We start from the raw sequence: 23827 nt of genomic DNA, 5'->3' as shown, positions 1-23827 counted from the left end.
AAAAGGAATTAAACTGCGCGGATGGTAGCAGATGACCAGACTAATATTGTGGCTATAAGGGGCAAATTAAGAAAAAGACCCGTATATTAATAATATGACAGTTTTTAATGTGGCAGGGCCAAATGACCGAGTAGGCCGGGTAAGCGACAGCGCCACCCGGCAATTCTTTAAGCGCGATCGACCGTAAAGGCAATCACATCGCCAAGCTGCTCTGCGCCCAGGGCCAGCATGACCAGACGGTCAACACCCAGCGCCACGCCGGAGCAATCCGGCAGGCCTGCTTTTAATGCTTCAAGCAGATTAACATCAATAGGCTGCTGCGGCAGGCCGCGCGCGGCGCGCTTGCGGTTATCCTGCTCGAAACGCTGCGCCTGCTCGCGGGCGTCGGTCAGTTCGTGGAAGCCGTTCGCCAGCTCAATGCCTTTGTAATAGACCTCAAAACGCTCTGCCACACGGTGGTCTTCGGTACTGATCTGCGCCAGTGACGCCTGGCTTGCCGGGAAGTGATAGACAAACGTCGGACGGTCTTTGCCAATCTGCGGTTCCACGCCGAAGGTGAACAGCAGCTGCAGCAGCGTGTCGCGGTCCTCTTCGGTATCTGCCACGTTGCTCAGATCCAGTTTTGCCGCCACTTCGCGCAGCAGGGTTTTGTCCGCCGACAGCGGATCGATTTCCAGATGGCGCTGGAAGGCCTGCTGATAAGAGAGCGTTTCCGCTTCTGAGCAATCCAGAACCTGCTGAAGCAGATCGTCCACCTCATTCATCAGGCGGTACATATCATAATGCGGGCGGTACCACTCCAGCATGGTGAATTCCGGGTTGTGGTGACGACCCATCTCTTCGTTGCGGAAGCTACGGCACAGCTGATAGACCGGACCACATCCCGCCGCCAGCAGGCGTTTCATGTGGTATTCCGGGCTGGTCATCAGATACAAATTCATGCCCTGAGAGTGGCCGGGGCCAACAAAACGGGTTTCAAACGGGACCAGATGAATATCCGTTACCGTTGCCTGACTCATGCACGGGGTTTCCACCTCCAGGACGCCGCGGTCGGCAAAGAAACGGCGGATCTCCGTCATAATTGCAGCGCGTTTTAACAGATTAGGGATGGATGCGCTCGGCTCCCAGGTGGCCGTTTCGCTCATGAGTTGTTCTCCGATTTCAGACAAGGGCACGAAGTCTACTCGTTAGCAGGGACAGAGACAAATTTTGCGCAGTAAAAAAGCGCATTTCATTTAGGTGAACAATTGCGTGATGCAATTCATCAATCTCAATGATAAATCGCCGGACAGAACAGCAAAAAAATCGAACACGTCAAATTTCCCTGACATCTACACGGTTATACTGTTTTACCCATAAAGGAGCAGTGGAAACGCTTTCGCAATCGTCCTTTTGGACGGGTGAACTACCTTTAGTTTGTCGCGTTGCGAAATAACAAAAATCTGGAGGAATGTCGTGCAAACTTTTCAGGCCGATCTTGCCGTAATAGGCGCTGGCGGGGCTGGATTACGTGCTGCGATTGCTGCAGCGCAAGCTAATCCCAACGCTAAAATCGCATTGATTTCAAAAGTCTATCCAATGCGCAGCCACACGGTGGCCGCAGAAGGAGGATCCGCCGCCGTTGCGCAGGATCATGACAGCTTTGAATACCATTTCCACGACACGGTTGCAGGGGGCGACTGGCTTTGCGAACAGGATGTCGTTGACTACTTTGTGCACCATTGTCCAACGGAGATGACCCAGCTTGAGCAGTGGGGATGTCCGTGGAGCCGCCGCCCGGACGGCAGCGTCAACGTTCGTCGCTTCGGCGGCATGAAGATCGAACGTACCTGGTTCGCCGCCGATAAGACTGGCTTCCACATGCTGCACACCCTGTTCCAGACCTCCCTTCAGTTCCCACAAATCCAGCGCTTTGATGAGCATTTCGTCCTCGACATTCTGGTGGATGATGGACACGCGCGCGGCCTGGTGGCGATGAACATGATGGAAGGCACGCTCGTCCAGATCCGCGCCAATGCGGTGGTGATGGCGACGGGCGGTGCGGGCCGTGTTTATCGTTATAACACCAACGGCGGTATCGTTACCGGCGACGGTATGGGTATGGCGCTCAGCCACGGCGTGCCGCTGCGCGATATGGAGTTCGTGCAGTATCACCCAACCGGTCTGCCGGGCTCCGGCATTCTGATGACGGAAGGCTGCCGCGGTGAAGGCGGTATCCTGGTCAACAAAAACGGCTACCGCTACCTGCAGGATTACGGCATGGGCCCGGAAACCCCGCTCGGCGAGCCAAAGAACAAGTACATGGAACTCGGCCCGCGCGACAAAGTCTCTCAGGCTTTCTGGCACGAGTGGCGCAAAGGCAACACCATCTCCACACCGCGTGGCGACGTGGTTCACCTCGACCTGCGTCACCTGGGCGAGAAAAAGCTGCTGGAACGTCTGCCGTTCATCTGCGAGCTGGCGAAAGCCTACGTCGGCGTCGATCCGGTGAAAGAGCCGATTCCGGTCCGCCCAACGGCGCACTACACCATGGGCGGGATCGAAACCGACCAGCAGTGCGAAACCCGTATTAAGGGTCTGTTCGCCGTCGGTGAATGTTCCTCCGTGGGCCTGCACGGTGCTAACCGCCTCGGCTCAAACTCGCTGGCCGAGCTGGTGGTCTTTGGCCGCATGGCGGGCGAGCGCGCGATGGAGCGGGCGGCAACCGCAGGCGAAGCCAACGGTGCCGCGCTGGATGCGCAGGTCGCAGACGTTGAAAAACGCCTGAAAGACCTGGTGAACCAGGAAGGTAACGAGAACTGGTCTAAGATCCGCGACGAGATGGGCCTGTCGATGGAAGAAGGTTGCGGTATCTACCGTACCCCTGAGCTGATGCAAAAAACCGTCGATAAGCTGGCGGAACTGCAGGAGCGCTTCAAGCGCGTGCGCATCACCGACACCTCCAGCGTATTCAACACCGACCTGCTCTACACCATCGAGCTGGGCCACGGTCTGAACGTCGCAGAATGTATGGCGCACTCTGCGCTGGCGCGTAAAGAGTCGCGTGGGGCGCATCAGCGTCTTGATGAAGGCTGTACCGAACGTGACGACGTCAACTTCCTGAAACACACTCTCGCCTGGCGCGATGCGGATGGCACCACACGTCTGGACTACAGCGACGTGAAAATCACCACGCTGCCGCCGGCTAAACGCGTGTACGGTGCAGAAGCAGAAGCCGCCGAGAAGAAGGAGAAGGCGAATGGCTGAGATGCAAAAACTGAAAGTTGAAGTGGTGCGCTACAACCCGGAAGTGGATGCCGCACCGCACAGCGCTTTCTATGAAGTTCCTTACGACGAGCAAACCTCCCTGCTGGACGCGCTCGGGTATATCAAAGACAACCTGGCGCCAGACCTGAGCTACCGCTGGTCCTGCCGCATGGCGATCTGCGGCTCCTGCGGCATGATGGTCAACAAGGTGCCGAAGCTGGCCTGTAAGACCTTCCTGCGTGACTACACCAAAGGCATCAAGGTCGAAGCCCTGGGCAACTTCCCTATCGAGCGCGATCTGGTGGTCGATATGTCCCACTTTATCGAAAGCCTGGAAGCCATTAAGCCCTACATCATTGGCAACCCGCGCACGCCGGATCAGGGGCCAAACAACCAGACTCCAGCTCAGATGGCGAAATACCATCAGTTCTCCGGCTGCATCAACTGCGGTCTTTGCTACGCCGCCTGTCCGCAATTTGGCCTGAACCCCGAGTTCATCGGCCCGGCCGCCATTACCCTGGCGCACCGCTATAACGAAGACAGCCGCGACCACGGTAAAAAAGAACGTATGGCGCAGCTTAACAGCCAGAACGGCGTCTGGACCTGTACCTTTGTGGGTTATTGCTCCGAAGTCTGTCCGAAGCACGTCGACCCGGCCGCCGCCATTCAGCAGGGTAAAGTGGAAAGCTCGAAAGACTTTCTTATCGCTACCCTGAAACCACGCTAAGGAGTGCATGATGACGACTAAACGCAAAGCCTATGTGCGGCCTGTGCCGTCCACCTGGTGGAAAAACCTGCCGTTTTATCGCTTCTACATGCTGCGTGAAGGCACAGCGGTACCGGCGGTCTGGTTCAGCCTTGAGCTGATGTACGGCGTTTTTGCCCTCAAGCATGGCCCGGAAACCTGGGCCAGCTTTGTCGGTTTCCTGCAAAACCCGATCATTGTCATTCTGAACCTGATCGTGCTTGCAGCCGCGCTGCTGCATACCAAAACCTGGTTTGAACTGGCGCCAAAAGCGGCGAACATCATCGTAAAAGGCGAGAAAATGGGGCCAGAACCGGTGATTAAGGGGCTCTGGGCGGTGACGATTCTGGTCACTGTGGTCATTCTGTTTGTCGCACTGTTCTGGTAAGGAGACTACTGTGATCAATCCAAATCCAAAACGTTCTGACGAGCCGGTCTTCTGGGGCCTCTTTGGCGCAGGCGGCATGTGGAGTGCCATCATTGCCCCCGTCATCATTCTGCTGGTGGGCATTATGCTGCCGCTGGGGCTGTTCCCGGGCGATGCGCTGAGCTACGAACGCGTACTGGCGTTCGCGAGCAGCTTTATTGGCCGCGTGTTCATCTTCCTGATGATCGTCCTGCCGCTGTGGTGTGGCCTGCACCGTATTCACCATGCGATGCATGACCTGAAAATCCATGTACCGAGCGGGAAATGGGTATTCTACGGTCTGGCGACCATCCTGACCGTGGTCACGTTGATTGCCGTGATCACTATCTGACGCCTCTGGCCCGCCATCCGGCGGGCCTTTTATTTCTGCATCTTCCCCACCAGCCATTGAGCAAACTCGCGCATTGCGGGCGTTTCTGCGCGTGACTGCAGCCTCGTGAGCCAGTAGCTGCCAAGGTCAATCTGCGTCGCAAAGGGTTGTACAATGCGCTCACTGTTCAGCAGATGGGTGAACATATCGACAGGGGCAATCGCGATGCCCGTACCTGCCTGCGCGGCTTCCAGCATGGTCACGGACGAATCAAATACCATTACCCGGTGCGTCGGTGAAGGCGGGTTTTCTCCCGCGGCCTGCATCCAGGCGGTCCACTCGTCGCGCCGGTAAGAACGCAGGAGGGTAAACTTCAGGATATCGGCAGGGGTGTGCAACGCGGCTGCAATGTCAGGCGTGCAAAGCGGCGCAAGCGGTGCAGGGCAAAGAAACGTCGCTTCCGTGCCGTGCCACGCCCCACCACCATAGCGAATGGCGTAATCAAGCCCCTCGGCTGCCGGATCGACGCGATTGTTGTGCGTCGACAGCTGAAGATCGATATGCGGATAGCAGCGACGAAAGTCAGCGAGCTGCGAGAATAACACCCCCGTAGCAAAGGTACCCACCACGCCAATTTTCAGCTTCTCCTGGGCGCGCTGGCTGGCAAAGCGATCCAGCATTCCGGCAATTCGGTCGAACGAGTCATTCAGCACCGGCAGAAAATTCTCGCCTTCCGTGGTCAACATCAGCCCACGCGAAACGCGGACGAACAACTGGCAGTTAAGATGCTGCTCCAGCGCCTTTACGTGCTGGCTAATCGCGGAATGGGTGACATTCAGCTCAATAGCGGCATGCGTAAAACTGAGGTGCCTTGCGGCAGCTTCGAAGGCGCGAAGCGAATTAAGCGGAAGATAGCTGCGGGTCATGGGCCCATCCGTTAGAAAAATTAACAGCTAATGCTAAATTTAACCGTTTGTCAGCCACAGTCAAATCCAACAGACTACAGCGGTCTGACGGGCCCGGACACTCCCTTGAACTGCTATTACGGAAGATAACCGATGATGACAAAATCCCTAAGCTGTGCCCTGCTGCTCAGCGTCGCCAGTTCTGCATTCGCCGCACCGATGTCCGAAAAACAGCTGGCTGAGGTGGTGGAACGTACCGTTACGCCGCTGATGAACGCGCAGGCCATTCCGGGTATGGCGGTGGCGGGAATTTATCAGGGTCAGCCACACTACTTTACCTTCGGTAAAGCCGATGTTGCGGCGAACAAACCCGTCACCCCGCAAACCCTGTTTGAGCTGGGCTCTATAAGTAAAACCTTCACCGGCGTACTGGGCGGCGATGCCATTGCCCGGGGTGAAATAGCGCTGGGCGATCCGGTAGCAAAATACTGGCCTGAGCTCACGGGCAAGCAGTGGCAGGGCATTCGCATGCTGGATCTGGCAACCTATACCGCAGGCGGTCTGCCGTTACAGGTGCCGGATGAGGTCACGGATACCGCCTCTCTGCTGCGCTTTTATCAAAACTGGCAGCCGCAGTGGAAGCCGGGTACCACGCGTCTTTACGCTAACGCCAGCATCGGTCTTTTTGGTGCGCTGGCGGTCAAACCTTCCGGCATGAGCTATGAGCAGGCCATGACGACGCGGGTCTTTAAACCCCTCAAGCTGGACCATACCTGGATTAACGTCCCGAAAGCGGAAGAGGCGCATTACGCCTGGGGATACCGTGAGGGTAAAGCGGTCCACGTTTCGCCAGGGATGCTGGACGCGGAAGCCTATGGCGTAAAAACTAACGTGAAGGATATGGCGAGCTGGCTGATAGCCAACATGAAGCCGGATTCTCTTCAGGCTTCCTCACTCAAGCAAGGCATTGCTCTGGCGCAGTCTCGCTACTGGCGCGTGGGGGCCATGTATCAGGGGTTGGGCTGGGAGATGCTCAACTGGCCGGTCGATGCCAAAACCGTCGTCGGAGGCAGTGATAACAAGGTGGCGCTGGCACCATTGCCCGTGGCAGAAGTGAATCCACCCGCGCCGCCGGTTAAGGCCTCCTGGGTCCATAAAACAGGCTCGACGGGTGGGTTTGGCAGCTACGTGGCATTTATTCCTGAAAAGCAGCTCGGCATTGTGATGCTGGCGAATAAAAGCTATCCGAACCCGGCACGCGTTGAGGCGGCATACCGTATCCTCGACGCGCTGCAGTAAAACATTGCCGGGTGGCGGCTTCGCCTTACCCGGCCTTCAAAACCACGGTGTGCGGCGAAATTCGCCGCACAATCTTCCGCATTTTTCCTGCTGTCATCTACACTTAACAAAAAACAGTAAGGAAACTCCTATGCGCATTCTGCCTGTTATCGCCGCGGTGACAGCCGCGTTTTTAGTGGTTGCCTGCAGTTCCCCTACCCCGCCTCCTGGCGTCACCGTCGTCACGCCTTTTGATGCACAACGCTTCCTTGGAACATGGTATGAAATCGCGCGCCTCGACCATCGGTTTGAGCAGGGTTTAGAGAAGGTCACGGCGAATTACAGTCCGATGGATGATGGCGGTATTCAGGTGATCAACCGGGGCTATAATCCCGATCGGGAGATGTGGCAGCAGTCGGTGGGAAAAGCGTACTTCACTGGCGACCCGCGACGGGCCGCGCTTAAGGTCTCTTTCTTTGGTCCGTTTTATGGCGGTTATAACGTGATAGCGCTCGACAAAGCGTATCGCCATGCGCTGGTCTGTGGGCCGGATCGCGACTACCTGTGGATACTCTCCCGCACGCCAACTATTTCACCCGAAATGAAGCAGCAGATGCTGGACGTCGCGACCCGGCAAGGGTTTGATGTATCAAAACTTATCTGGGTAAAACAGCCCCATTAGTGGGTGCTGAGCTTAAGCCCAACGATCCCGGCCACAATCAGAGCGAGGCTGGCGATACGCGCCAGACTCGCTGACTCGCCGAGTAGCAAAATGCCGGTAATGGCGGCCCCCACTGCGCCAATACCCGTCCAGACGGCATAAGCCGTTCCCACAGGCAAAGAGCGCATCGCCCAGGATAGCAGAACAATACTGACTATCATGGCGGTAACGGTAATGACGCTGGGCGTCAGGCGGGTAAATCCGTGGGTGTACTTGAGACCAATCGCCCATACCACTTCGAGCAGGCCAGCAATAAAAAGAATGATCCAGGACATGTCAGGCTCCTTAACTTAATGCAAGTTGGGGCCGTCCCCGGTGAAAGAAACGCTTACGGGTCGTCCCGTAAGGCAGAGATTACGCCACCTATTGTGGTTAGCGTGCTATTTTTTTTCAATCCTTTTTTGCTGAACACGTTAAGGCAAGAAATAGCCGCAGTATGGCGCGGAGTTCCGGCTTTTAGCACTCATCCGACTTCTCTATGATGATGTGCTTTCTGATGGCAGGAAGCCAAACCACTAGCCGACTGCGAATAAAATATGTTCAAAATTCTTTTGATTGACCGTTGTCACTTCACCCGCGCGGGGTTTGAAGCATGGCTCAATCATTCCGGTTTGTTCCCGGGACACTACGTAGTGACCGGGCTGAATAATCTGTTTCTTGCCAGAGAACACATTCTGCAATGGAAACCGACGCTGGTTATCGCTGACCTGTACGGCTTCAGGCAGGATATTCACCATTTTCAGCAGCTCTCTTCCCTGCTTAACGCCAGTGAAAGATTACCGTTTATTTTGCTGCAGTCGGGAGAGGACAGCGGGATGACCGACTGGCTTGGGAAGTTTCCGGTCTGGTCGTCGCTGTTGAAAAACGCCAGTCTCGAAGAGGTGGCAACGGTTATCAACGACGCGTTAATTTCGCGCGCCAGCGCTGACAGGCCAACGGCGGCAGCCCCTTTGCTGACCCGACAGGAAGAGAAGGTGCTGACGTTATGGATGGACGGCGCGAGCAATCAAAAAATTGCCGCTCACCTGAGCATCAACGGAAAAACGGTTTATACCTATAAACGCAATATCCGCATGAAATTACATATGGATACGCGTTTTTCTCCGTTCTTATCCCTGCAGGAATCAGAAAGCTGACGGTACGAAACCCGGCTGGTCCCGTACCGTTTATTCATTACTGCTGAGCTTTTGTTGCCGCACCAGAGATTGCGCTACCACCTTCAGAAATATCCTGACCGACGCCACGCGTGGTATTACAGGCCGTTAACACTGAAGAAAGTACCAGGACTGAAAAGATCGCTGCAATTGTCTTCTTAACCATAATATCTTCCTTTTATAGCCAAAGTTGTTTTGTGTATAGCAACTTAAGAATAGACAAAATCCCGCCGGTTGACGGAAGAGGAAGCATTTTTAGGAAAATTAGACGAACTTAGCTGGCGGCGTGAGAAATGATATGACCCAGATCCTGGATATCTTGTCCCATTCCACGCGTGGTGTTACAGCCAGAAAGCAATGCACTGGAGAGCGCTAACAGAAGCAGAATTTTAACGGTACGTTTCATCATCCCTGCCTGCAAAAAATCGGGCGCAGCGGGCGCTGCGCCTTCAATCATACGTAAATTACTTCACGCGGGATACGTATTCGCCGGAGCGGGTATCCACTTTGATCACTTCGCCAGTCTGTACGAACAGTGGCACTTTCACCACTGCGCCGGTAGACAGTTTGGCTGGCTTACCGCCGGTACCTGCGGTATCACCCTTCAGACCTGGATCGGTTTCAACGATTTCCAGTTCTACGAAGTTTGGTGGGGTCACCGCGATAGGCTGGCCGTTCCACAGGGTCACGATGCACTCAGCCTGATCCAGCAGCCATTTAGCGCTGTCACCTACCGCTTTCTCATCAGCAGACAGCTGTTCGAAAGTGGAGTTGTTCATGAAATGCCAGAACTCGCCATCGTTGTACAGATAGGTCAGGTTCATATCAACAACATCAGCGCCTTCAGCAGAGTCAGTAGACTTGAAGGTTTTCTCAACACGGGTACCGGTCAGCAGACGGCGCAGCTTAACGCGTGCGAATGCCTGGCCTTTACCTGGTTTAACGAATTCGCTGGCTTCAACCGCGTACGGTTCGCCGTCCATCATGATTTTAAGACCAGCACGAAAATCGTTGCTATAGTACGTTGCCATAAGGCCCTCTAAATTTGTTAACTGGTAGCTAAGCCACAAAATGGCGCATATTGTAACCCTAAACACCCCGTCCAGAGAAGATTGGTTATCGCAACTTGCCGATGTAATCACCAGTCCTGATGAATTGCTGCGTCTTTTAGACCTCGATCAGCACCCAGAGTTGCTTGCAGGCCGCGAGGCAAAGCGCCTTTTCGCCCTGCGCGTTCCCCGTGCGTTTGTGGCGCGGATGGAGAAAGGTAACCCCGACGATCCGCTATTAAAACAAACGCTTACTTCGCAGGATGAATTCATTACTGCGCCGGGATACAGCACCGATCCGCTGGAAGAGCAGAACAGCGTGGTGCCGGGTTTACTGCACAAATATCTCAACCGCGCCCTGCTGCTGGTAAAAGGCGGCTGTGCGGTAAATTGTCGTTATTGCTTCCGTCGGCACTTCCCCTATGCCGAAAACCAGGGCAATAAACGCAACTGGCAGGTCGCGCTGGACTATATCGCCGCCCATCCGGAGCTGGATGAGATTATTTTTTCCGGCGGTGACCCGTTGATGGCGAAAGATCATGAGCTGGACTGGCTGCTAACCCAGCTTGAAGCCATCCCGCACATTAAGCGCCTGCGCATTCATAGCCGCTTACCGATTGTTATTCCGGCACGTATCACCGACGGCCTGGTGTCACGCCTGGAGCAGTCCCGCCTGCAAGTGCTGCTGGTGAATCATATTAACCATGCGAACGAAATTGACGATGCGTTTCGCGCGGCGATGGCGCGACTGCGTAAAGCGGGCGTGACGCTGCTGAACCAGAGCGTGCTGCTGCGCGGCGTGAATGATAGCGCCCGCGTGCTGGCCGATCTGAGCAATGCCCTGTTTGATGCGGGCGTGATGCCATATTACCTGCACGTGCTGGATCGCGTTCAGGGCGCGGCGCATTTCATGGTGACGGATGAAGAAGCCCGGCAGATTATGCGCGAACTGTTAACGCTGGTTTCAGGCTATATGGTGCCGAAGCTGGCACGTGAGATTGGCGGAGAGCCGAGCAAGACGCCGCTCGATTTGCAGCTGCGGCAGCACTAAAAAGGCAGGTGGCGCTACGCTTACCCGCCCTACAGGGCCGGGCGCAGCGCCATTAGCACATTACATCAGTTCGGGCACTTATAGACCTGGCCCGTCATCTGGCTGGCGGTCGGCACGAAGCTGGACAGCATACTCTGCGTTGGGCTACTTACACCGTAAATCACGTTGCCGCCCATTGCCGCAGCCTGATTACGCAGGGCATTCGCCGCTCCGCGCATAGAACCGCCTTCCTCACCGTGCTGACCCGACATCCAGTTACTTTGTTCACCGGTTGCCGTGCCTAACAGCTGGCATTCACTGCCAGGCTTATCTTCCACAAAGCGAACGCCCTGGCCCGCTGCCGACAGCTCATTGCTGGAGCTACAACCCGCCAGCAGCAGTGCTGCCCCTACAATCCCTGCACAGACTTTTACGCGCATGTTATTCCTCGTTTTCAATAAGCTGGACAGTAATTGTCCGTGTGTAAATCTTATACCTAAAAGATGACTAAAAGAAAAACCCCCGCGCATTTCTGCGAGCCAGATTCCGCGAGGCACTCCTCCGACATCTTAAATGAATTCTGATAATAACCTTTGGGATATCGTGTTTTAGCCCCCGATCGTTTTTAGTGATGCAACGTACAACTTTTGTACGCGACTAAAAAAGGAGGTTTTATGAGTGCATCATCCTCAGGAGAGGAAAAAGTGACATGGGTGGGTTATGTGGCGTTTGTACTTACCATCGTTTTTTTCTCGGGCTTTTTCGCCAAAAGCACCGAATGGTGGCGCGTGCTGGATTTTACCGTCTTAAACGGCAGCTTTGGCCCGGTCAACGGCGCTCTGACGTTTCGCGGAACGGGCGGAACGGGGGCGAAAGACGGTTTCCTCTTTGCCCTTGAGCTGGCTCCCTCGGTCATTTTATCGCTTGGTATCATTGCCGTCACCGAAGGTCTGGGCGGGCTGCGTGCCGCACAGCAGCTTATGACTCCCATTTTACGTCCGCTGCTGGGTGTGCCGGGCGTTTGCTCCCTGGCGCTGATAGCCAACCTGCAAAACACCGATGCGGCGGCAGGGATGACCAAAGAGTTAACCGATGAAGGCGCGATTACGGACCAGGAGCGCGCTATTTTCGCCACCTTTCAGACCAGCGGTAGCGCCATCATTACCAACTATTTTTCTTCCGGTGCCGCGCTCTTCACCGTTATCACCATCCCGGTGATTACGCCGCTGGCCGTTATTCTGGTGTTTAAATTCGTTGGCGCGAACGTCCTGCGCCTGTGGATCGCCCACATGGAAAATCGTCTTCAGGAGGAAGAACATGATCGCCCAGCCGCGTAAAAATATCATGGATATGTTTATTGATGGCGCCCGCCGCGGCTTTACCATCGCCACCACCAGCCTGTTGCCGAACGTCGTCATGGCGTTTGTCATCATTCAGGCGCTCAAGGTCACCGGCCTGCTGGATATTGTCGGCAAGATATGCGAGCCAATTATGGCGCTGTGGGGCCTTCCGGGTGCGGCGGCAACGGTTCTTTTGGCCTCGGTGATGAGTATGGGCGGCGGCGTGGGCGTCTGCGCCAGCCTGGTCGCCGCCGGCACGCTCAACGGCCACGATGCCACCATCCTGCTGCCCGCCATCTATCTGATGGGCAATCCGGTGCAAAACACCGGCCGCTGCCTGGGTACCGCCGGCGTAAACCCGAAATATTATCCGCATATTATTACTCTTTGTGTCATTAATGCCCTGCTCTCAATGTGGGTGATGCAGCTACTCTTCTGAGGAGATAAAAATGGATTTTTCAGTGCTGAAACCCCACCTTTTCCGCAACGCACATCTCTACGCCCCGGAGGATAAGGGACGTTGCGATCTGCTGATCGCTGCGGGAAAAATCGTGGCGATCGAAAAAGCGAACCACGGAACAACGAGGCCAGACTGCCCGGAAAGCGATCTGGCTGGAGCGGTGGTTTGCCCGGGGTTTATCGACCAACATGTGCATTTGATCGGTGGCGGCGGCGAGGCGGGCCCTCACACCCGCACGCCAGAGGTTCGCCTGTCTGCACTCGTTGCCGCAGGCATCACCTCGGTTGTTGGCCTGCTCGGCACCGACGGCGTGACCCGGCATCCTGAATCGCTGCTGGCAAAAACGCGGGCCCTTGAACATGAAGGGATCAGCGCATGGATGCTGACGGGGGCGTACGGGCTGCCTTCGCCGACCATCACCGGCAGTGTCGAAAAAGACGTGGCGCTGATTGATAAAATCATTGGCGTGAAATGCGCGATCTCTGACCATCGTTCTTCCGCGCCAGCCGAGGACCAGCTCGCCAGTATGGCTGCCCAGTCACGCGTAGGCGGGCTGTTGGGTGCCAAAGCGGGTATTTCCGTGTTTCACCTCGGCAACAGCCCAAAGCTGCTGGAGCCGCTATTTAGCATCCTGAATAACGCCGACGTTCCCCGCGTGAAACTGCTGCCAACGCACGTAAACCGCGCCCAGGCGCTGTTCCTTGCCGCGCTGAGCTATGCCCGCGAAGGCGGCTTTATCGACATCACGACCAGCATCAGTGAACCGATTGACGCCGCCAGCGCCATCGTGATGGCCCGCGAGGCGCAGGTGCCGTTTAACCGGCTTACGCTCAGTTCGGACGGCAACGGCAGTCAGCCGAAATTTGGTGAGAGCGGCAATCTGGTGGGGATGGGCGTGGCGGGGTTCGAGTCTCTGCTTGAAACGCTGCAGCAGCTGGTCAGCCGGCATCAGCTGCCGCTGGAAGAGGCGCTTCTTCCCTTTACGCGAAACGTGGCGGCGTTTCTCGGGCTGGAGCATAAGGGACGGCTCGCGCCCGGATGTGATGCCGATTTCCTGGTACTGACGGACGATCTGAAGATTCGCGAGGTCTGGGCCAAAGGCCGCCAGATGGTGCGTGAAGGCGTGGTGTGCGTGAAAGGCACGTTTGAGTAGAAGATAATAAAAAACCCCGGGCATTGCTGCCCGAGGTTCGTTCTGAGAGGTTCAGAACAGCATGATTACATCATGCCGCCCATTCCACCCATGCCGCCCATGCCAGCAGCACCTAAGTCAGGCGCATCGCCTTTAGGCAGGTCGGTCACCATGCACTCGGTGGTGATCATCAGACCAGCAACAGAGGCCGCGTACTGCAGAGCAGAACGGGTCACTTTAGTTGGGTCCAGGATACCGAAGTCGATCATGTTGCCGTATTCTTCAGTTGCCGCGTTGTAACCGTAGTTACCTTCGCCCGCTTTCACCTTGTTTGCTACCACAGATGGCTCTTCACCGGCGTTAGACACGATCTGACGCAGAGGCGCTTCCATTGCGCGCAGCGCAACTTTGATACCCACGTTCTGGTCTTCGTTCTGAGCGGTCAGGCCAGCCAGTTTAGCGGCAACGCGCACCAGCGCAACGCCACCACCCGCAACCACGCCTTCTTCTACCGCAGCACGGGTCGCGTGCAGGGCATCGTCAACGCGCGCTTTTTTCTCTTTCATTTCAACTTCGGTCGCAGCACCGACTTTGATTACCGCAACGCCGCCTGCCAGTTTCGCTACGCGCTCCTGCAGTTTTTCACGGTCGTAATCGGAAGTCGCTTCTTCGATCTGCTTACGGATCTGACCTACGCGGCCCTGAATAGTGGCTTCTTCACCCACGCCATCAATGATGGTGGTGGTGTCTTTGTTGATTACAACGCGTTTCGCCTGACCCAGGTCTTCCAGGGTCGCTTTTTCCAGCTCCATACCGATCTCTTCAGAGATGACGGTACCGCCGGTCAGGGTAGCGATATCCTGCAGCATCGCTTTACGACGATCGCCGAAGCCAGGTGCTTTAACCGCAGCCACTTTCACGATGCCGCGCATGGTGTTAACCACCAGGGTCGCCAGCGCTTCGCCTTCAACATCTTCAGCAATGATAACCAGCGGTTTGCCTGCTTTCGCAACGGCTTCCAGCACTGGCAGCATTTCGCGGATGTTGGAGATTTTTTTGTCAGCCAGCAGGATGAACGGGCTTTCCAGCTCAACAGCGCCAGTCTCTGGCTTGTTGATGAAGTATGGGGACAGGTAACCGCGGTCGAACTGCATACCTTCAACCACGTCCAGTTCGTCTTCCAGACCGGTACCGTCTTCAACGGTGATTACGCCTTCTTTACCGACTTTGTCCATCGCTTCCGCGATCAGTTTACCCACGGTTTCGTCGGAGTTAGCGGAGATGGTACCAACCTGAGCAATCGCTTTAGAGTCAGAGCACGGTACGGACAGCGCTTTCAGTTCTTCCACAGCGGAGGCGACAGCTTTGTCGATACCACGTTTCAGATCCATTGGGTTCATGCCCGCAGCAACGGCTTTCAGACCTTCGGTGATGATGGCCTGCGCCAGAACGGTCGCGGTGGTGGTACCGTCGCCTGCAGCGTCGTTCGCTTTAGAGGCCACTTCTTTCACCATCTGCGCACCCATGTTTTCGAACTTGTCTTCCAGCTCGATTTCACGTGCTACGGAAACACCGTCTTTGGTGATGGTTGGCGCGCCGAAGGATTTATCCAGCACTACGTTACGGCCTTTCGGGCCCAGGGTCACTTTAACTGCATCTGCCAGTACGTTTACGCCGCGGAGCATTTTTACACGAGCGTCGTTACCGAATTTTACGTCTTTAGCTGCCATGTTCTTATTTCCTCAAATTCTCGTGCGTAAATTACGCTTCAACAATTGCCAGAATGTCGCTCTCGGACATGATCAACACTTCTTCATTGTCGATCTTCTCGGATTTCACGCCGTAGCCATCGTTGAAAATTACGATGTCACCAACTTTAACGTCCAGTGGCTGCACAGTTCCGTTTTCCAGGATGCGGCCCTTACCGACAGCGATGATTTCGCCACGCGTTGATTTGGCTGCTGCAGAACCGGTCAGAACGATGCCGCCAGCAGACTTGGTTTCAACTTCTTTACGTTTGACGATCACACGATCATGTAACGGACGAATACTCATTGATAGCTCTCCTTTGAGAAAGTCATTATCAGTTATGGATGACGCCGGCCCGCATGCGGTTTTCCGACTAGTGCCCTGAGAGATGGGGATAGCTTTTTACCCCTTCAAGGGGGAGTTGAAAAAAAATTTTGCGAAAGTGTTACCATCGCCTCTCTTTTGGAATTGGCAGGACGATGTCAATGAGTGGACTCAAGCAGGAGTTGGGGCTGGCGCAGGGCGTCGGCCTGCTCTCAACCTCCTTGTTAGGGACGGGCGTGTTCGCCGTACCTGCACTGGCGGCACTGGTAGCCGGAAATAACAGTCTGTGGGCGTGGCCCGTTCTGATTGTATTGGTTTTCCCGATTGCCATTGTGTTTGCCATCCTGGGGCGGCATTTCCCCAGCGCGGGCGGCGTGGCGCATTTTGTCGGGCTGGCATTTGGCCCGCGACTGGAGCGTGTGACCGGCTGGCTGTTTCTCTCCGTTATTCCGGTTGGGCTTCCTGCGGCGCTGCACATTGCAACCGGCTTTGGCCAGGCGCTGTTTGGCTGGCATGACGAGCAGTTGCTGTTGGCCGAACTGGGTACGCTGGCTATCGTCTGGTGGGTGGGTTCACGCGGAGCCCGCTCCAGCGCCAACCTGCAGACACTGGTTGCGGTGCTGATTGTCGCGCTCGTTGCCGCTATCTGGTGGGCGGGCGATATCACCGTAAAAGAGATTCCCTTCCCGGCCGTGACAGACGTCGACCACTCACAGCTTTTTGCCGCGCTCTCCGTCATGTTCTGGTGTTTTGTCGGTCTGGAAGCCTTTGCCCATCTGGCGTCGGAATTTAAGCAGCCTGAACGTGATTTTCCCCGCGCACTGATGATCGGCCTGCTGCTGGCAGGCACGGTGTACTGGGCGTGTATCGTGCTGGTGTTGCACTTCAAGGCTTTCGGAGCCGATCTCGCCGCCGCGGCATCGCTGCCGGGTATCGTGGTTGAACTGTTTGGTGTGAAGGCGCTGTGGATCGCCTGCGTTATCGGCTATCTGGCCTGTTTTGCCAGCCTCAACATTTATATCCAGAGCTTTGCCCGTCTGGTGTGGTCGCAGGCGCTGGATAAACCTGATAACCGCCTCGCGCGCCTGTCTAAACGCCAGCTGCCGCTGAATGCCCTGAATGCCGTACTGGGCTGCTGCGTGCTGAGTACGCTGTGCATTTACGCCCTGAAGATCAATCTGGATACGCTGCTCGTCTACGCTAACGGCATTTTTATTATGATCTACCTGCTGTGCATGCTGGCGGGATGCCGTTTGCTGAAAGGCCGTTATAAAGCACTGGCGTTTGTTGGTGGGCTGCTGTGCCTGCTGTTGCTGGCAATGGTGGGGTGGAAAAGTATGTACGCCATCGTCATGCTGGCGGTGTTGTGGCTGGCGCTTTAGTAGGCCCGGTAAACGAAGCGCCACCGGGCAACAAAATCACCGATCGTCTTTGTGATCTAGACGGTCGTGCTGTTCATCCTTACGCTGATACTCCCCTTCAAACGTGTCGCCTGGCCCGGTGCTGAACCCCCCGCCCGGCATACGGCTAAAGCGCAGATGCGGCAGCAGCTTCATGGTCAGGTGCTTTTGCACCGGCGGCAGAAGCAGCAGAAGGCCGAGGAAGTCGGTGAAGAACCCGGGCAGAATCAGCAGCAGCCCCGCAATAATCAACGACACGCTTTTGATCATCTCTTCCGCCGGGCTTTCGCCTGCGGCCATCTTTTGCTGCATTATCAGGAAATTTTTGAAACCCTGATTACGCACCAGCGACATGCCGATGATGGAAGTGAAAATCACCAGAATCAGCGTCAGCAGGACGCCCAGCACATGGGCAACCTGGATGAAAATGGAAATCTCAATGTAAACATAGAGAAAGAAAGCAATAAACGGTATCCAGCGCACTGGCATCTCCTGTGTGGCAGAGGCCATCGGGCCCCTGTCTGAATGTGTTCGCGACGCGCGTTTGTATGAGATGGTGACGGTTAGCGAAAATTCAATCAGTTTGCACGGATATTTTTTTTGGAAATATTAAAGCGGTGACCCATTTCACAGATTAATAATTATCATGGAATCGGCTCGATAATAAGTGATCCAGCTTACGGCAATTCGCTATCATCAGCATATGATCTCGAGCATCTGGCTGATTGAGGGAATAATCGTCGGTCAGAAAATATTCAAAACCACATAAATACTGTGTGTTTAGTACAATCCATCGGCAGCTTGAAAAGAAGGTTCACATGTTAAACAACATTCGTATCGAAGAAGACTTGTTGGGTACCAGGGAAGTTCCAGCGGATGCCTACTACGGTGTCCACACTCTGAGAGCGATTGAAAACTTCTACATCAGCAACAGCAAAATCAGCGACATCCCTGAGTTTGTTCGTGGCATGGTGATGGTGAAGAAAGCCGCAGCCCTGGCCAACAAAGAACTGCAAACCATTCCTAAAAGCGCGGCAAATGCGATTATCGCAGCCTGCGATGAAGTGCTGAACAACGGCAAATGCATGGATCAGTTCCCGGTTGACGTCTATCAGGGCGGCGCGGGCACCTCCGTCAACATGAATACCAACGAAGTACTGGCAAACATTGGCCTGGAGCTGATGGGTCACCAGAAAGGTGAATACCAGTACCTGAACCCGAACGACCATGTCAATAAATGCCAGTCCACCAACGACGCGTACCCTACCGGCTTCCGTATCGCGGTGTATGCCTCCGTGGTGAAACTGGTGGATGCGATCAACCAACTGGGTGATGGCTTCCAGCGTAAAGCGGTTGAGTTCCAGGACATTCTGAAAATGGGTCGTACCCAGCTGCAGGATGCGGTGCCGATGACCCTCGGCCAGGAATTCCACGCGTTTAACGTCCTGCTGAACGAAGAGACTAAAAATCTGCTGCGCACCTCCGAGCTGCTGCTGGAAGTGAACCTGGGCGCTACCGCCATCGGTACGCGTCTGAACACCCCGGATGGCTATCAGCAGCTGGCGGTACAGAAGCTGGCTGAAGTGTCCAACCTGCCGGTTGTGCCTGCAGAAGACCTGATTGAAGCGACCTCCGACTGCGGCGCCTACGTCATGGTACACAGCGCGCTGAAACGTCTGGCGGTGAAGCTGTCCAAAATTTGTAACGACCTGCGCCTGCTCTCTTCCGGCCCGCGCGCTGGCCTGAACGAAATCAACCTGCCAGAACTGCAGGCAGGTTCGTCCATCATGCCAGCCAAGGTGAACCCGGTCGTGCCAGAAGTAGTGAATCAGGTTTGCTTCAAAGTCATCGGTAACGATACGACCGTGACCATGGCCTCTGAAGCGGGTCAGCTGCAGCTGAACGTGATGGAGCCAGTCATTGGCCAGGCGATGTTTGAATCTATCCACATTCTGACCAACGCCTGCTACAACCTGCTGGAAAAATGCATCAACGGCATCACGGCGAATAAAGAAGTCTGCGAGGGTTATGTCTATAACTCCATCGGGATCGTCACCTACCTCAACCCGTTCATCGGGCACCATAACGGCGACATCGTCGGTAAGATTTGCGCCGAAACCGGTAAGAGCGTGCGTGAAGTGGTGCTGGAGCGCGGGCTGTTGACCGAAGCCGAGCTGGACGATATTTTCTCAGCCCAGAACCTGATGCACCCGGCCTATAAAGCGAAACGATATACCGATGAAAGCGAACAGTAACCGTTCAGGCTAGGCTTCTTAAGGCACGTCACTTGTGACGTGCCTTTTTTCTTTTTAGGCGTTACCAAAATACAACAATTCAATATCAACTTGTTAATAAGCAAGGCAGGTCCTTATGTTTGGAGCAGAACTCGTCATCGTCTTGTTGGCGATTTATTTGGGAGCACGACTCGGGGGTATCGGCATCGGTTTTGCCGGCGGTCTTGGAGTGCTCGTTCTTACCCTTATCTTTCAGATTAAACCCGGCGCAATCCCGTTCGACGTTATCGAAATCATCATGGCAGTCATTGCCGCTATTGCCGCCATGCAGGTGGCAGGCGGTATGGACTACCTGGTAAGCCTGGCGGAGCGCATGCTACGCCGCCACCCGAAATACATTACCTTCCTTGCTCCGCTGGTGACCTGGTTTATGACCATTCTCGCCGGTACTGGCCACACCGCTTTCTCCACGTTACCGGTGATTACCGAAGTGGCGAAAGAACAGGGCATCCGTCCGTCGCGTCCGCTCTCTATTGCGGTCGTCGCATCCCAGATCGCCATTACCGCCTCGCCGATTTCCGCGGCGGTGGTCTTCTTCGCCGGTATCCTGGAGCCGATGGGCGTGAGCTACCTGACGCTGCTGGCGATCTGCATTCCGGTGACGCTGATTGCGGTGATGATTACCGCCGTGCTGTGTAACTTCCTCGGTGCTGAACTGAAAGACGATCCGGTTTATCAGGAGCGTCTGGCAAAAGGTGAAGTGAGCCTGCGCGGCAGCCAGGTCTTCGAACTGAAGCCACATGCGAAACGCTCCGTGCTGCTGTTCCTGATTGGTATTGTTGCCGTCATGTTCTATGCGACCGCCATCAGCGATACCGTGGGGCTGATCCAGAACCCGGTCCTGCCGCGTAACGAAGCGATTGTGGTGTTCATGCTGACCATCGCGACGCTGATTAGCATCACCTGTAAAATTGATACCAGCGAAGTGCTGAACGCCAGCACCTTCAAATCCGGTATGAGCGCCTGCGTGTGCGTACTGGGTGTGGCGTGGCTTGGTGATACCTTCGTGAAAGCGCACATCAGTGATATCCAGACCGTCGCTGGTGACCTGCTGCACAACTACCCGTGGCTGCTGGCTGTCGTGCTGTTCTTCGCGGCGACCCTGCTCTACTCCCAGGCGGCGACCACCAAAGCGCTGATGCCTGCGGCGCTGATGCTGGGTGTGACGCCGCTGACGGCAATTGCCTCTTTTGCGGCGGTTTCTGCCCTGTTCGTATTGCCAACCTACCCAACCCTGCTGGCGGCGGTGGAGATGGACGACACCGGCTCAACCCGTATCGGTAAGTACGTGTTTAACCACGCGTTCCTCATCCCGGGCGTGGTGGCGATTACGCTTTGCGTGGTCCTCGGCTTTATCATCGGCGGCATTGTGCTGTAAACGGTTAGCCGTTGTAAAAATAGTTAAAATCGGGCCGCTCAGCGGCCCGTTTCATTAATGACCAATCGTCTTGCGTGATATAGTGAAGACTTTCGTGATGAGGAGGTCGACTTGTGAACACGCCTGATGCCGTTGTCGTACTGTGCACCGCCCCTGATGAAGCCTCTGCCCAGGATCTCGCCGCCAAAGTGCTGGCCGAAAAACGGGCAGCCTGCGTCACGCTCCTCCCCGGCGCTACCTCTCTTTACTATTGGGAAGGTAAGCTGGAGCAAGAGTACGAAGTCCAGATGTTGCTTAAAACCAATCTGGCGAATCAGCAGGCACTCCTGGACTGCCTCAAATCTCATCATCCTTACCAAACCCCGGAACTGCTGGTCTTGCCAGTGGTTCATGGCGATAACGACTATCTCTCATGGCTCAACGCTTCCTTACGCTGATCCTGCTGCTTTGCAGCACATCAGTTTTTGCCGGGCTGTTTGACGCGCCCGGCCGTTCGAACTTCATTCCTGCCGATCGGGCGTTTGTTTTCGATTTCCAGCAACACCAGCAAGACCTTACGCTCAACTGGCAGGTGAAAGAGGGCTATTACCTCTATCGCAAGCAGGTGAGCATTACGCCTGCTCAGGCCAGCGTGGGCGCATTACAGATGCCCGCTGGCGAGTGGCATGAAGATGAGTTTTACGGCAAAAGCGAAATCTATCGCCAGCGCCTGAGCGTGCCCGTTACGGTGAACCAGGCGGATAAAGGCGCGACCCTGACGGTGACCTATCAGGGGTGCGCGGATGCCGGATTCTGCTATCCGCCGGAAACAAAGGTGGTTCCGCTTAGTGAGGTGAAAGCGTCGCCCACGATTTCACCTCTTCCTTCAGGCGAGAAGCATGAGGATACCGCTGACCTTCCGTTCTCCGCGCTGTGGGCCTTACTGATTGGCATTGGCATTGCCTTTACCCCCTGCGTGCTGCCGATGTATCCGCTCATCTCTGGCATCGTGCTGGGCAGCAAACAGCGCCTTTCCACCGCACGCGCGCTGCTGCTGGCCTTTATTTATGTGCAGGGTATGGCGCTGACCTACACGGCGCTCGGCCTTGTGGTCGCCGCTGCCGGGTTGCAGTTCCAGGCCGCACTTCAGCACCCGTACGTGCTGATTGGCCTGTCGGCGATATTTATCCTGCTGGCACTGTCGATGTTTGGCCTGTTCACGCTGCAGTTACCGTCAGCTCTGCAAACCCGCTTAACGCTGATGAGCAATCGTCAGCAGGGTGGTTCGGCAGGCGGCGTGTTTATGATGGGGGCCATCGCCGGACTGATTTGCTCCCCTTGCACCACTGCCCCGCTGAGCGCCATCCTGCTCTATATTGCCCAGAGCGGCAATCTGTGGCTCGGCAGCGGTACGCTGTACCTTTATGCGCTGGGCATGGGCCTGCCGCTCATTCTGGTCACGGTTTTTGGCAACCGCCTGCTGCCGAAGAGCGGCCCGTGGATGGAGACGGTGAAAACCGCATTTGGTTTTGTGATTCTGGCGCTGCCGGTGTTTCTGCTGGAACGCATTACGGGTGACGTCTGGGGCACTCGCCTGTGGGCGATGCTCGGCGTAGCGTTCTTCTCCTGGGCATTTATCGTCAGTCTGGGGGCCAAAAAAGCGTGGATGCGCCTGGTGCAAATTCTCCTGCTCGCCGCCGCGCTGGTGAGCGTGCGTCCTCTGCAGGATTGGGCGTTCGGCTCGCCGGTCGGCCAGACGCAGGCGCATTTGAACTTTATGCAGATTAAGAACGTCGATGAGCTCAACAGCGCGCTTGCGCAGGCGAAGGGCAAACCGGTGATGCTCGATCTCTATGCCGACTGGTGCGTCGCCTGTAAAGAGTTTGAAAAATACACCTTTAGCGATCCACAGGTGCAAAACGCCCTGAAAGAGACGGTTCTGCTCCAGGCGAACGTGACAGCCAATAATGCGCAGGATAAGGCTCTGCTGAAGCAGCTTAACGTGCTCGGGCTGCCAACCATTCTGTTCTTCAATCAACAGGGTCAGGAGCAGCCAGAACAGCGTGTAACCGGGTTTATGGATGCAGCGGCATTTAGCGCGCATTTGCGCAATCGCCAACCGTAAACAACACTTTAAACGGAACATACCGTTGGGAATAGCGGAGGAGATAACCGTGCAACGTGAAGACGTACTGGGACAAGCCCTGCAATTACTTGAGATTTATGGGATCGCCAGCACCACGCTTGAGATGGTAGCCGACCGTATCGATTACCCCCTGGATGATCTTAAGCGCTTCTGGCCGGATAAAGAGGCGCTCGTTTATGATGCTCTGCGCTATCTCAGCCAGCAGGTTGATATCTGGCGCAGGCAGCTGATGCTGAATGAAGAACTGACTGCGGAACAAAAGCTTCTGGCGCGCTATACCGCCCTGACGGAATGTGTCAGCAACAACCGCTATCCGGGCTGCCTGTTTATTGCGGCCTGTACGCTCTATCCCGATCCCGACCATCCTGTCCATCAGTTGGCGGATCAGCAAAAACGGGCTGCGCATGACTTCACTCACGAGCTGCTGACCCGTCTTGAAGTGGATGACCCGGCAATGGTGGCGAAACAGATGGAGCTGGTGCTGGAGGGCTGCCTGAGCCGCATGCTGGTGAACCGTAGCCAGGCCGATGTGGATACGGCGCACCGGCTGGCAGAAGATATTCTGCGCTTTGCTCAGTGCCGTATGGGCGGGGCGTTGACGTAAGCGAGCCTGTTAAATTTGCCCTATTCGACGCGTAAACCATCAGATTGCCGCAAAGTTAAGCAATTGAACAGCTTTTCCCGAAATAATGTTGACGATAAGGCGCGATTGCGGTTTAATGCGCTCCGTTGCCCGGATAGCTCAGTCGGTAGAGCAGGG

Annotated in this window: 27 protein-coding genes; 17 read left to right on the top strand and 10 right to left on the bottom strand. The window is 55.6% G+C overall.

All coding sequences use genetic code 11. The annotated features are described in order from the left end of the window. Positions 1-167: 167 nt before the first annotated feature. Positions 168-1145, bottom strand: coding sequence for an elongation factor P--(R)-beta-lysine ligase (gene epmA / locus HMPREF3143_RS07190; protein ID WP_008502931.1), 978 nt, complete (start codon positions 1143-1145; stop codon positions 168-170). Between the two features lie 310 nt (positions 1146-1455). Between epmA and frdA the strand changes: the two genes are divergently transcribed. Genes frdA through frdD form a run of 4 tightly spaced genes read left to right on the top strand, consistent with a single transcriptional unit; the run spans position 1456 to position 4749 of the window. After that, positions 1456-3246 (top strand): fumarate reductase (quinol) flavoprotein subunit, encoded by a 1791-nt coding sequence (frdA, locus tag HMPREF3143_RS07185; RefSeq protein ID WP_008502932.1) that lies wholly within the window; start codon positions 1456-1458, stop codon positions 3244-3246. Continuing rightward, entirely contained in the window at positions 3239-3973 is a 735-nt protein-coding gene (locus tag HMPREF3143_RS07180) for a succinate dehydrogenase/fumarate reductase iron-sulfur subunit (protein ID WP_070532435.1), read from the top strand. The genes frdA and HMPREF3143_RS07180 overlap by 8 nt, the downstream gene beginning before the upstream one ends. Before the next feature lie 10 nt (positions 3974-3983). After that, complete coding sequence (frdC, locus tag HMPREF3143_RS07175) at positions 3984-4379, top strand: fumarate reductase subunit FrdC (protein WP_008502933.1); 396 nt, start codon at positions 3984-3986, stop codon at positions 4377-4379. 10 nt (positions 4380-4389) lie between these two features. After that, positions 4390-4749, top strand: a complete 360-nt coding sequence (frdD, locus tag HMPREF3143_RS07170) for a fumarate reductase subunit FrdD (RefSeq protein ID WP_008502934.1) — start codon at positions 4390-4392, stop codon at positions 4747-4749. Between the two features lie 29 nt (positions 4750-4778). On the opposite strand, the gene ampR is transcribed toward frdD, so the two are convergent. Beyond that, positions 4779-5654, bottom strand: coding sequence for a LysR family transcriptional regulator AmpR (gene ampR / locus HMPREF3143_RS07165; RefSeq protein WP_070532432.1), 876 nt, complete (start codon positions 5652-5654; stop codon positions 4779-4781). Positions 5655-5786: 132 nt separating this feature from the next. Here ampR and blaMIR point away from each other — a divergent pair, with 132 nt between their 5' ends. Together blaMIR and HMPREF3143_RS07155 are read left to right on the top strand one after the other, a co-directional pair. Further along, the gene (gene blaMIR, locus HMPREF3143_RS07160; protein WP_070532425.1) at positions 5787-6932 is read left to right on the top strand and encodes an MIR family cephalosporin-hydrolyzing class C beta-lactamase; all 1146 of its coding nucleotides are present in this window, start codon (positions 5787-5789) and stop codon (positions 6930-6932) included. A gap of 130 nt (positions 6933-7062) precedes the next feature. Beyond that, the gene (locus HMPREF3143_RS07155) at positions 7063-7593 is read left to right on the top strand and encodes a lipocalin family protein (protein ID WP_021240724.1); all 531 of its coding nucleotides are present in this window, start codon (positions 7063-7065) and stop codon (positions 7591-7593) included. On the opposite strand, the gene sugE is transcribed toward HMPREF3143_RS07155, so the two are convergent. After that, positions 7590-7907: a quaternary ammonium compound efflux SMR transporter SugE gene (gene sugE / locus HMPREF3143_RS07150; RefSeq protein ID WP_008502938.1), complete on the bottom strand. Its 318-nt coding sequence runs from the start codon at positions 7905-7907 to the stop codon at positions 7590-7592. The two genes, HMPREF3143_RS07155 and sugE, sit on opposite strands and share 4 nt — an antisense overlap. A 261-nt stretch (positions 7908-8168) precedes the next feature. On the opposite strand from sugE, the gene HMPREF3143_RS07145 reads away from it, so the two are divergent. After that, complete coding sequence (locus tag HMPREF3143_RS07145; RefSeq protein WP_021240725.1) at positions 8169-8768, top strand: helix-turn-helix transcriptional regulator; 600 nt, start codon at positions 8169-8171, stop codon at positions 8766-8768. A gap of 37 nt (positions 8769-8805) precedes the next feature. Here the strand turns inward: HMPREF3143_RS07145 and ecnB are convergent, their stop codons facing one another. From ecnB to efp, 3 genes are all read right to left on the bottom strand, one after another. Next, complete coding sequence (ecnB, locus tag HMPREF3143_RS07140; RefSeq protein WP_003025482.1) at positions 8806-8952, bottom strand: lipoprotein toxin entericidin B; 147 nt, start codon at positions 8950-8952, stop codon at positions 8806-8808. Between the two features lie 108 nt (positions 8953-9060). Next, complete coding sequence (locus HMPREF3143_RS07135) at positions 9061-9192, bottom strand: entericidin A/B family lipoprotein (protein ID WP_024907352.1); 132 nt, start codon at positions 9190-9192, stop codon at positions 9061-9063. Between the two features lie 58 nt (positions 9193-9250). Next, complete coding sequence (gene efp, locus HMPREF3143_RS07130) at positions 9251-9817, bottom strand: elongation factor P (RefSeq protein ID WP_008502940.1); 567 nt, start codon at positions 9815-9817, stop codon at positions 9251-9253. Positions 9818-9857: 40 nt separating this feature from the next. Here efp and epmB point away from each other — a divergent pair, with 40 nt between their 5' ends. After that, positions 9858-10886: an EF-P beta-lysylation protein EpmB gene (gene epmB, locus HMPREF3143_RS07125; RefSeq protein WP_023326539.1), complete on the top strand. Its 1029-nt coding sequence runs from the start codon at positions 9858-9860 to the stop codon at positions 10884-10886. A gap of 65 nt (positions 10887-10951) precedes the next feature. Here the strand turns inward: epmB and HMPREF3143_RS07120 are convergent, their stop codons facing one another. Beyond that, complete coding sequence (locus HMPREF3143_RS07120) at positions 10952-11305, bottom strand: DUF4156 domain-containing protein (RefSeq protein WP_008502942.1); 354 nt, start codon at positions 11303-11305, stop codon at positions 10952-10954. A gap of 234 nt (positions 11306-11539) precedes the next feature. Here HMPREF3143_RS07120 and HMPREF3143_RS07115 point away from each other — a divergent pair, with 234 nt between their 5' ends. Genes HMPREF3143_RS07115 through iadA form a run of 3 tightly spaced genes read left to right on the top strand, consistent with a single transcriptional unit; the run spans position 11540 to position 13818 of the window. After that, positions 11540-12202 (top strand): nucleoside recognition domain-containing protein, encoded by a 663-nt coding sequence (locus tag HMPREF3143_RS07115; protein WP_023326538.1) that lies wholly within the window; start codon positions 11540-11542, stop codon positions 12200-12202. Further along, positions 12183-12644 carry a YjiG family protein gene (locus HMPREF3143_RS07110; RefSeq protein WP_023293466.1) on the top strand — a complete coding sequence of 154 codons (462 nt, stop codon included), beginning with the start codon at positions 12183-12185 and terminating at the stop codon, positions 12642-12644. Before HMPREF3143_RS07115 ends, HMPREF3143_RS07110 begins: the two co-directional genes overlap by 20 nt. A gap of 10 nt (positions 12645-12654) precedes the next feature. After that, positions 12655-13818 carry a beta-aspartyl-peptidase gene (iadA, locus tag HMPREF3143_RS07105; RefSeq protein ID WP_023326537.1) on the top strand — a complete coding sequence of 388 codons (1164 nt, stop codon included), beginning with the start codon at positions 12655-12657 and terminating at the stop codon, positions 13816-13818. Positions 13819-13883: 65 nt separating this feature from the next. Here iadA and groL read toward each other — a convergent pair whose 3' ends face one another. Both groL and HMPREF3143_RS07095 read right to left on the bottom strand, forming a co-directional pair. Next, complete coding sequence (gene groL, locus HMPREF3143_RS07100) at positions 13884-15527, bottom strand: chaperonin GroEL (RefSeq protein WP_070532424.1); 1644 nt, start codon at positions 15525-15527, stop codon at positions 13884-13886. A 31-nt stretch (positions 15528-15558) separates the two neighbouring features. Continuing rightward, entirely contained in the window at positions 15559-15852 is a 294-nt protein-coding gene (locus HMPREF3143_RS07095; protein ID WP_003855929.1) for a co-chaperone GroES, read from the bottom strand. A gap of 179 nt (positions 15853-16031) precedes the next feature. Between HMPREF3143_RS07095 and yjeH the strand changes: the two genes are divergently transcribed. Then, entirely contained in the window at positions 16032-17252 is a 1221-nt protein-coding gene (yjeH, locus tag HMPREF3143_RS07090) for an L-methionine/branched-chain amino acid transporter (RefSeq protein WP_070532419.1), read from the top strand. A 36-nt stretch (positions 17253-17288) separates the two neighbouring features. On the opposite strand, the gene HMPREF3143_RS07085 is transcribed toward yjeH, so the two are convergent. Beyond that, the gene (locus HMPREF3143_RS07085; RefSeq protein WP_021240731.1) at positions 17289-17753 is read right to left on the bottom strand and encodes an FxsA family protein; all 465 of its coding nucleotides are present in this window, start codon (positions 17751-17753) and stop codon (positions 17289-17291) included. Between the two features lie 335 nt (positions 17754-18088). Here HMPREF3143_RS07085 and aspA point away from each other — a divergent pair, with 335 nt between their 5' ends. The 5 genes from aspA (at position 18089) to HMPREF3143_RS07060 (ending at position 23671) form a co-directional block, all read left to right on the top strand. Then, a complete protein-coding gene (aspA, locus tag HMPREF3143_RS07080; RefSeq protein WP_003855923.1) occupies positions 18089-19525 on the top strand; it encodes an aspartate ammonia-lyase in 1437 nt (478 codons plus the stop codon). Positions 19526-19640: 115 nt separating this feature from the next. Next, on the top strand, positions 19641-20942 hold the full coding sequence (locus tag HMPREF3143_RS07075; RefSeq protein ID WP_008502949.1) for an anaerobic C4-dicarboxylate transporter: 1302 nt from the start codon (positions 19641-19643) through the stop codon (positions 20940-20942). Positions 20943-21055: 113 nt separating this feature from the next. Further along, positions 21056-21379: a divalent cation tolerance protein CutA gene (gene cutA, locus HMPREF3143_RS07070; protein ID WP_008502950.1), complete on the top strand. Its 324-nt coding sequence runs from the start codon at positions 21056-21058 to the stop codon at positions 21377-21379. Next, positions 21355-23046 (top strand): protein-disulfide reductase DsbD, encoded by a 1692-nt coding sequence (locus tag HMPREF3143_RS07065; RefSeq protein WP_070532418.1) that lies wholly within the window; start codon positions 21355-21357, stop codon positions 23044-23046. Before cutA ends, HMPREF3143_RS07065 begins: the two co-directional genes overlap by 25 nt. A 49-nt stretch (positions 23047-23095) precedes the next feature. Next, complete coding sequence (locus tag HMPREF3143_RS07060; RefSeq protein ID WP_070532416.1) at positions 23096-23671, top strand: transcriptional regulator; 576 nt, start codon at positions 23096-23098, stop codon at positions 23669-23671. Positions 23672-23827: the final 156 nt, after the last annotated feature.

The organism is Enterobacter sp. HMSC16D10 (genome assembly GCF_001807145.1).
Lineage (GTDB): Bacteria > Pseudomonadota > Gammaproteobacteria > Enterobacterales > Enterobacteriaceae > Enterobacter > Enterobacter roggenkampii.
This window is presented reverse-complemented; position numbering and strand designations above follow the sequence as displayed.

Coding starts and splice junctions, on each gene's coding strand:
- ampR (WP_070532432.1), bottom strand. CDS start 5,654: ATGACCCGCAGCTATCTTCCGCTTAATTCGCTTCGCGCCTTCGAAGCT.
- HMPREF3143_RS07110 (WP_023293466.1), top strand. CDS start 12,183: ATGATCGCCCAGCCGCGTAAAAATATCATGGATATGTTTATTGATGGC.
- epmB (WP_023326539.1), top strand. CDS start 9,858: ATGGCGCATATTGTAACCCTAAACACCCCGTCCAGAGAAGATTGGTTA.
- HMPREF3143_RS07135 (WP_024907352.1), bottom strand. CDS start 9,192: ATGAAACGTACCGTTAAAATTCTGCTTCTGTTAGCGCTCTCCAGTGCA.
- HMPREF3143_RS07180 (WP_070532435.1), top strand. CDS start 3,239: ATGGCTGAGATGCAAAAACTGAAAGTTGAAGTGGTGCGCTACAACCCG.
- HMPREF3143_RS07115 (WP_023326538.1), top strand. CDS start 11,540: ATGAGTGCATCATCCTCAGGAGAGGAAAAAGTGACATGGGTGGGTTAT.
- blaMIR (WP_070532425.1), top strand. CDS start 5,787: ATGATGACAAAATCCCTAAGCTGTGCCCTGCTGCTCAGCGTCGCCAGT.
- iadA (WP_023326537.1), top strand. CDS start 12,655: ATGGATTTTTCAGTGCTGAAACCCCACCTTTTCCGCAACGCACATCTC.
- efp (WP_008502940.1), bottom strand. CDS start 9,817: ATGGCAACGTACTATAGCAACGATTTTCGTGCTGGTCTTAAAATCATG.
- HMPREF3143_RS07065 (WP_070532418.1), top strand. CDS start 21,355: ATGGCTCAACGCTTCCTTACGCTGATCCTGCTGCTTTGCAGCACATCA.
- HMPREF3143_RS07075 (WP_008502949.1), top strand. CDS start 19,641: ATGTTTGGAGCAGAACTCGTCATCGTCTTGTTGGCGATTTATTTGGGA.
- groL (WP_070532424.1), bottom strand. CDS start 15,527: ATGGCAGCTAAAGACGTAAAATTCGGTAACGACGCTCGTGTAAAAATG.
- HMPREF3143_RS07145 (WP_021240725.1), top strand. CDS start 8,169: ATGTTCAAAATTCTTTTGATTGACCGTTGTCACTTCACCCGCGCGGGG.
- frdC (WP_008502933.1), top strand. CDS start 3,984: ATGACGACTAAACGCAAAGCCTATGTGCGGCCTGTGCCGTCCACCTGG.
- aspA (WP_003855923.1), top strand. CDS start 18,089: ATGTTAAACAACATTCGTATCGAAGAAGACTTGTTGGGTACCAGGGAA.
- yjeH (WP_070532419.1), top strand. CDS start 16,032: ATGAGTGGACTCAAGCAGGAGTTGGGGCTGGCGCAGGGCGTCGGCCTG.
- ecnB (WP_003025482.1), bottom strand. CDS start 8,952: ATGGTTAAGAAGACAATTGCAGCGATCTTTTCAGTCCTGGTACTTTCT.
- epmA (WP_008502931.1), bottom strand. CDS start 1,145: ATGAGCGAAACGGCCACCTGGGAGCCGAGCGCATCCATCCCTAATCTG.
- HMPREF3143_RS07155 (WP_021240724.1), top strand. CDS start 7,063: ATGCGCATTCTGCCTGTTATCGCCGCGGTGACAGCCGCGTTTTTAGTG.
- sugE (WP_008502938.1), bottom strand. CDS start 7,907: ATGTCCTGGATCATTCTTTTTATTGCTGGCCTGCTCGAAGTGGTATGG.
- HMPREF3143_RS07095 (WP_003855929.1), bottom strand. CDS start 15,852: ATGAGTATTCGTCCGTTACATGATCGTGTGATCGTCAAACGTAAAGAA.
- HMPREF3143_RS07120 (WP_008502942.1), bottom strand. CDS start 11,305: ATGCGCGTAAAAGTCTGTGCAGGGATTGTAGGGGCAGCACTGCTGCTG.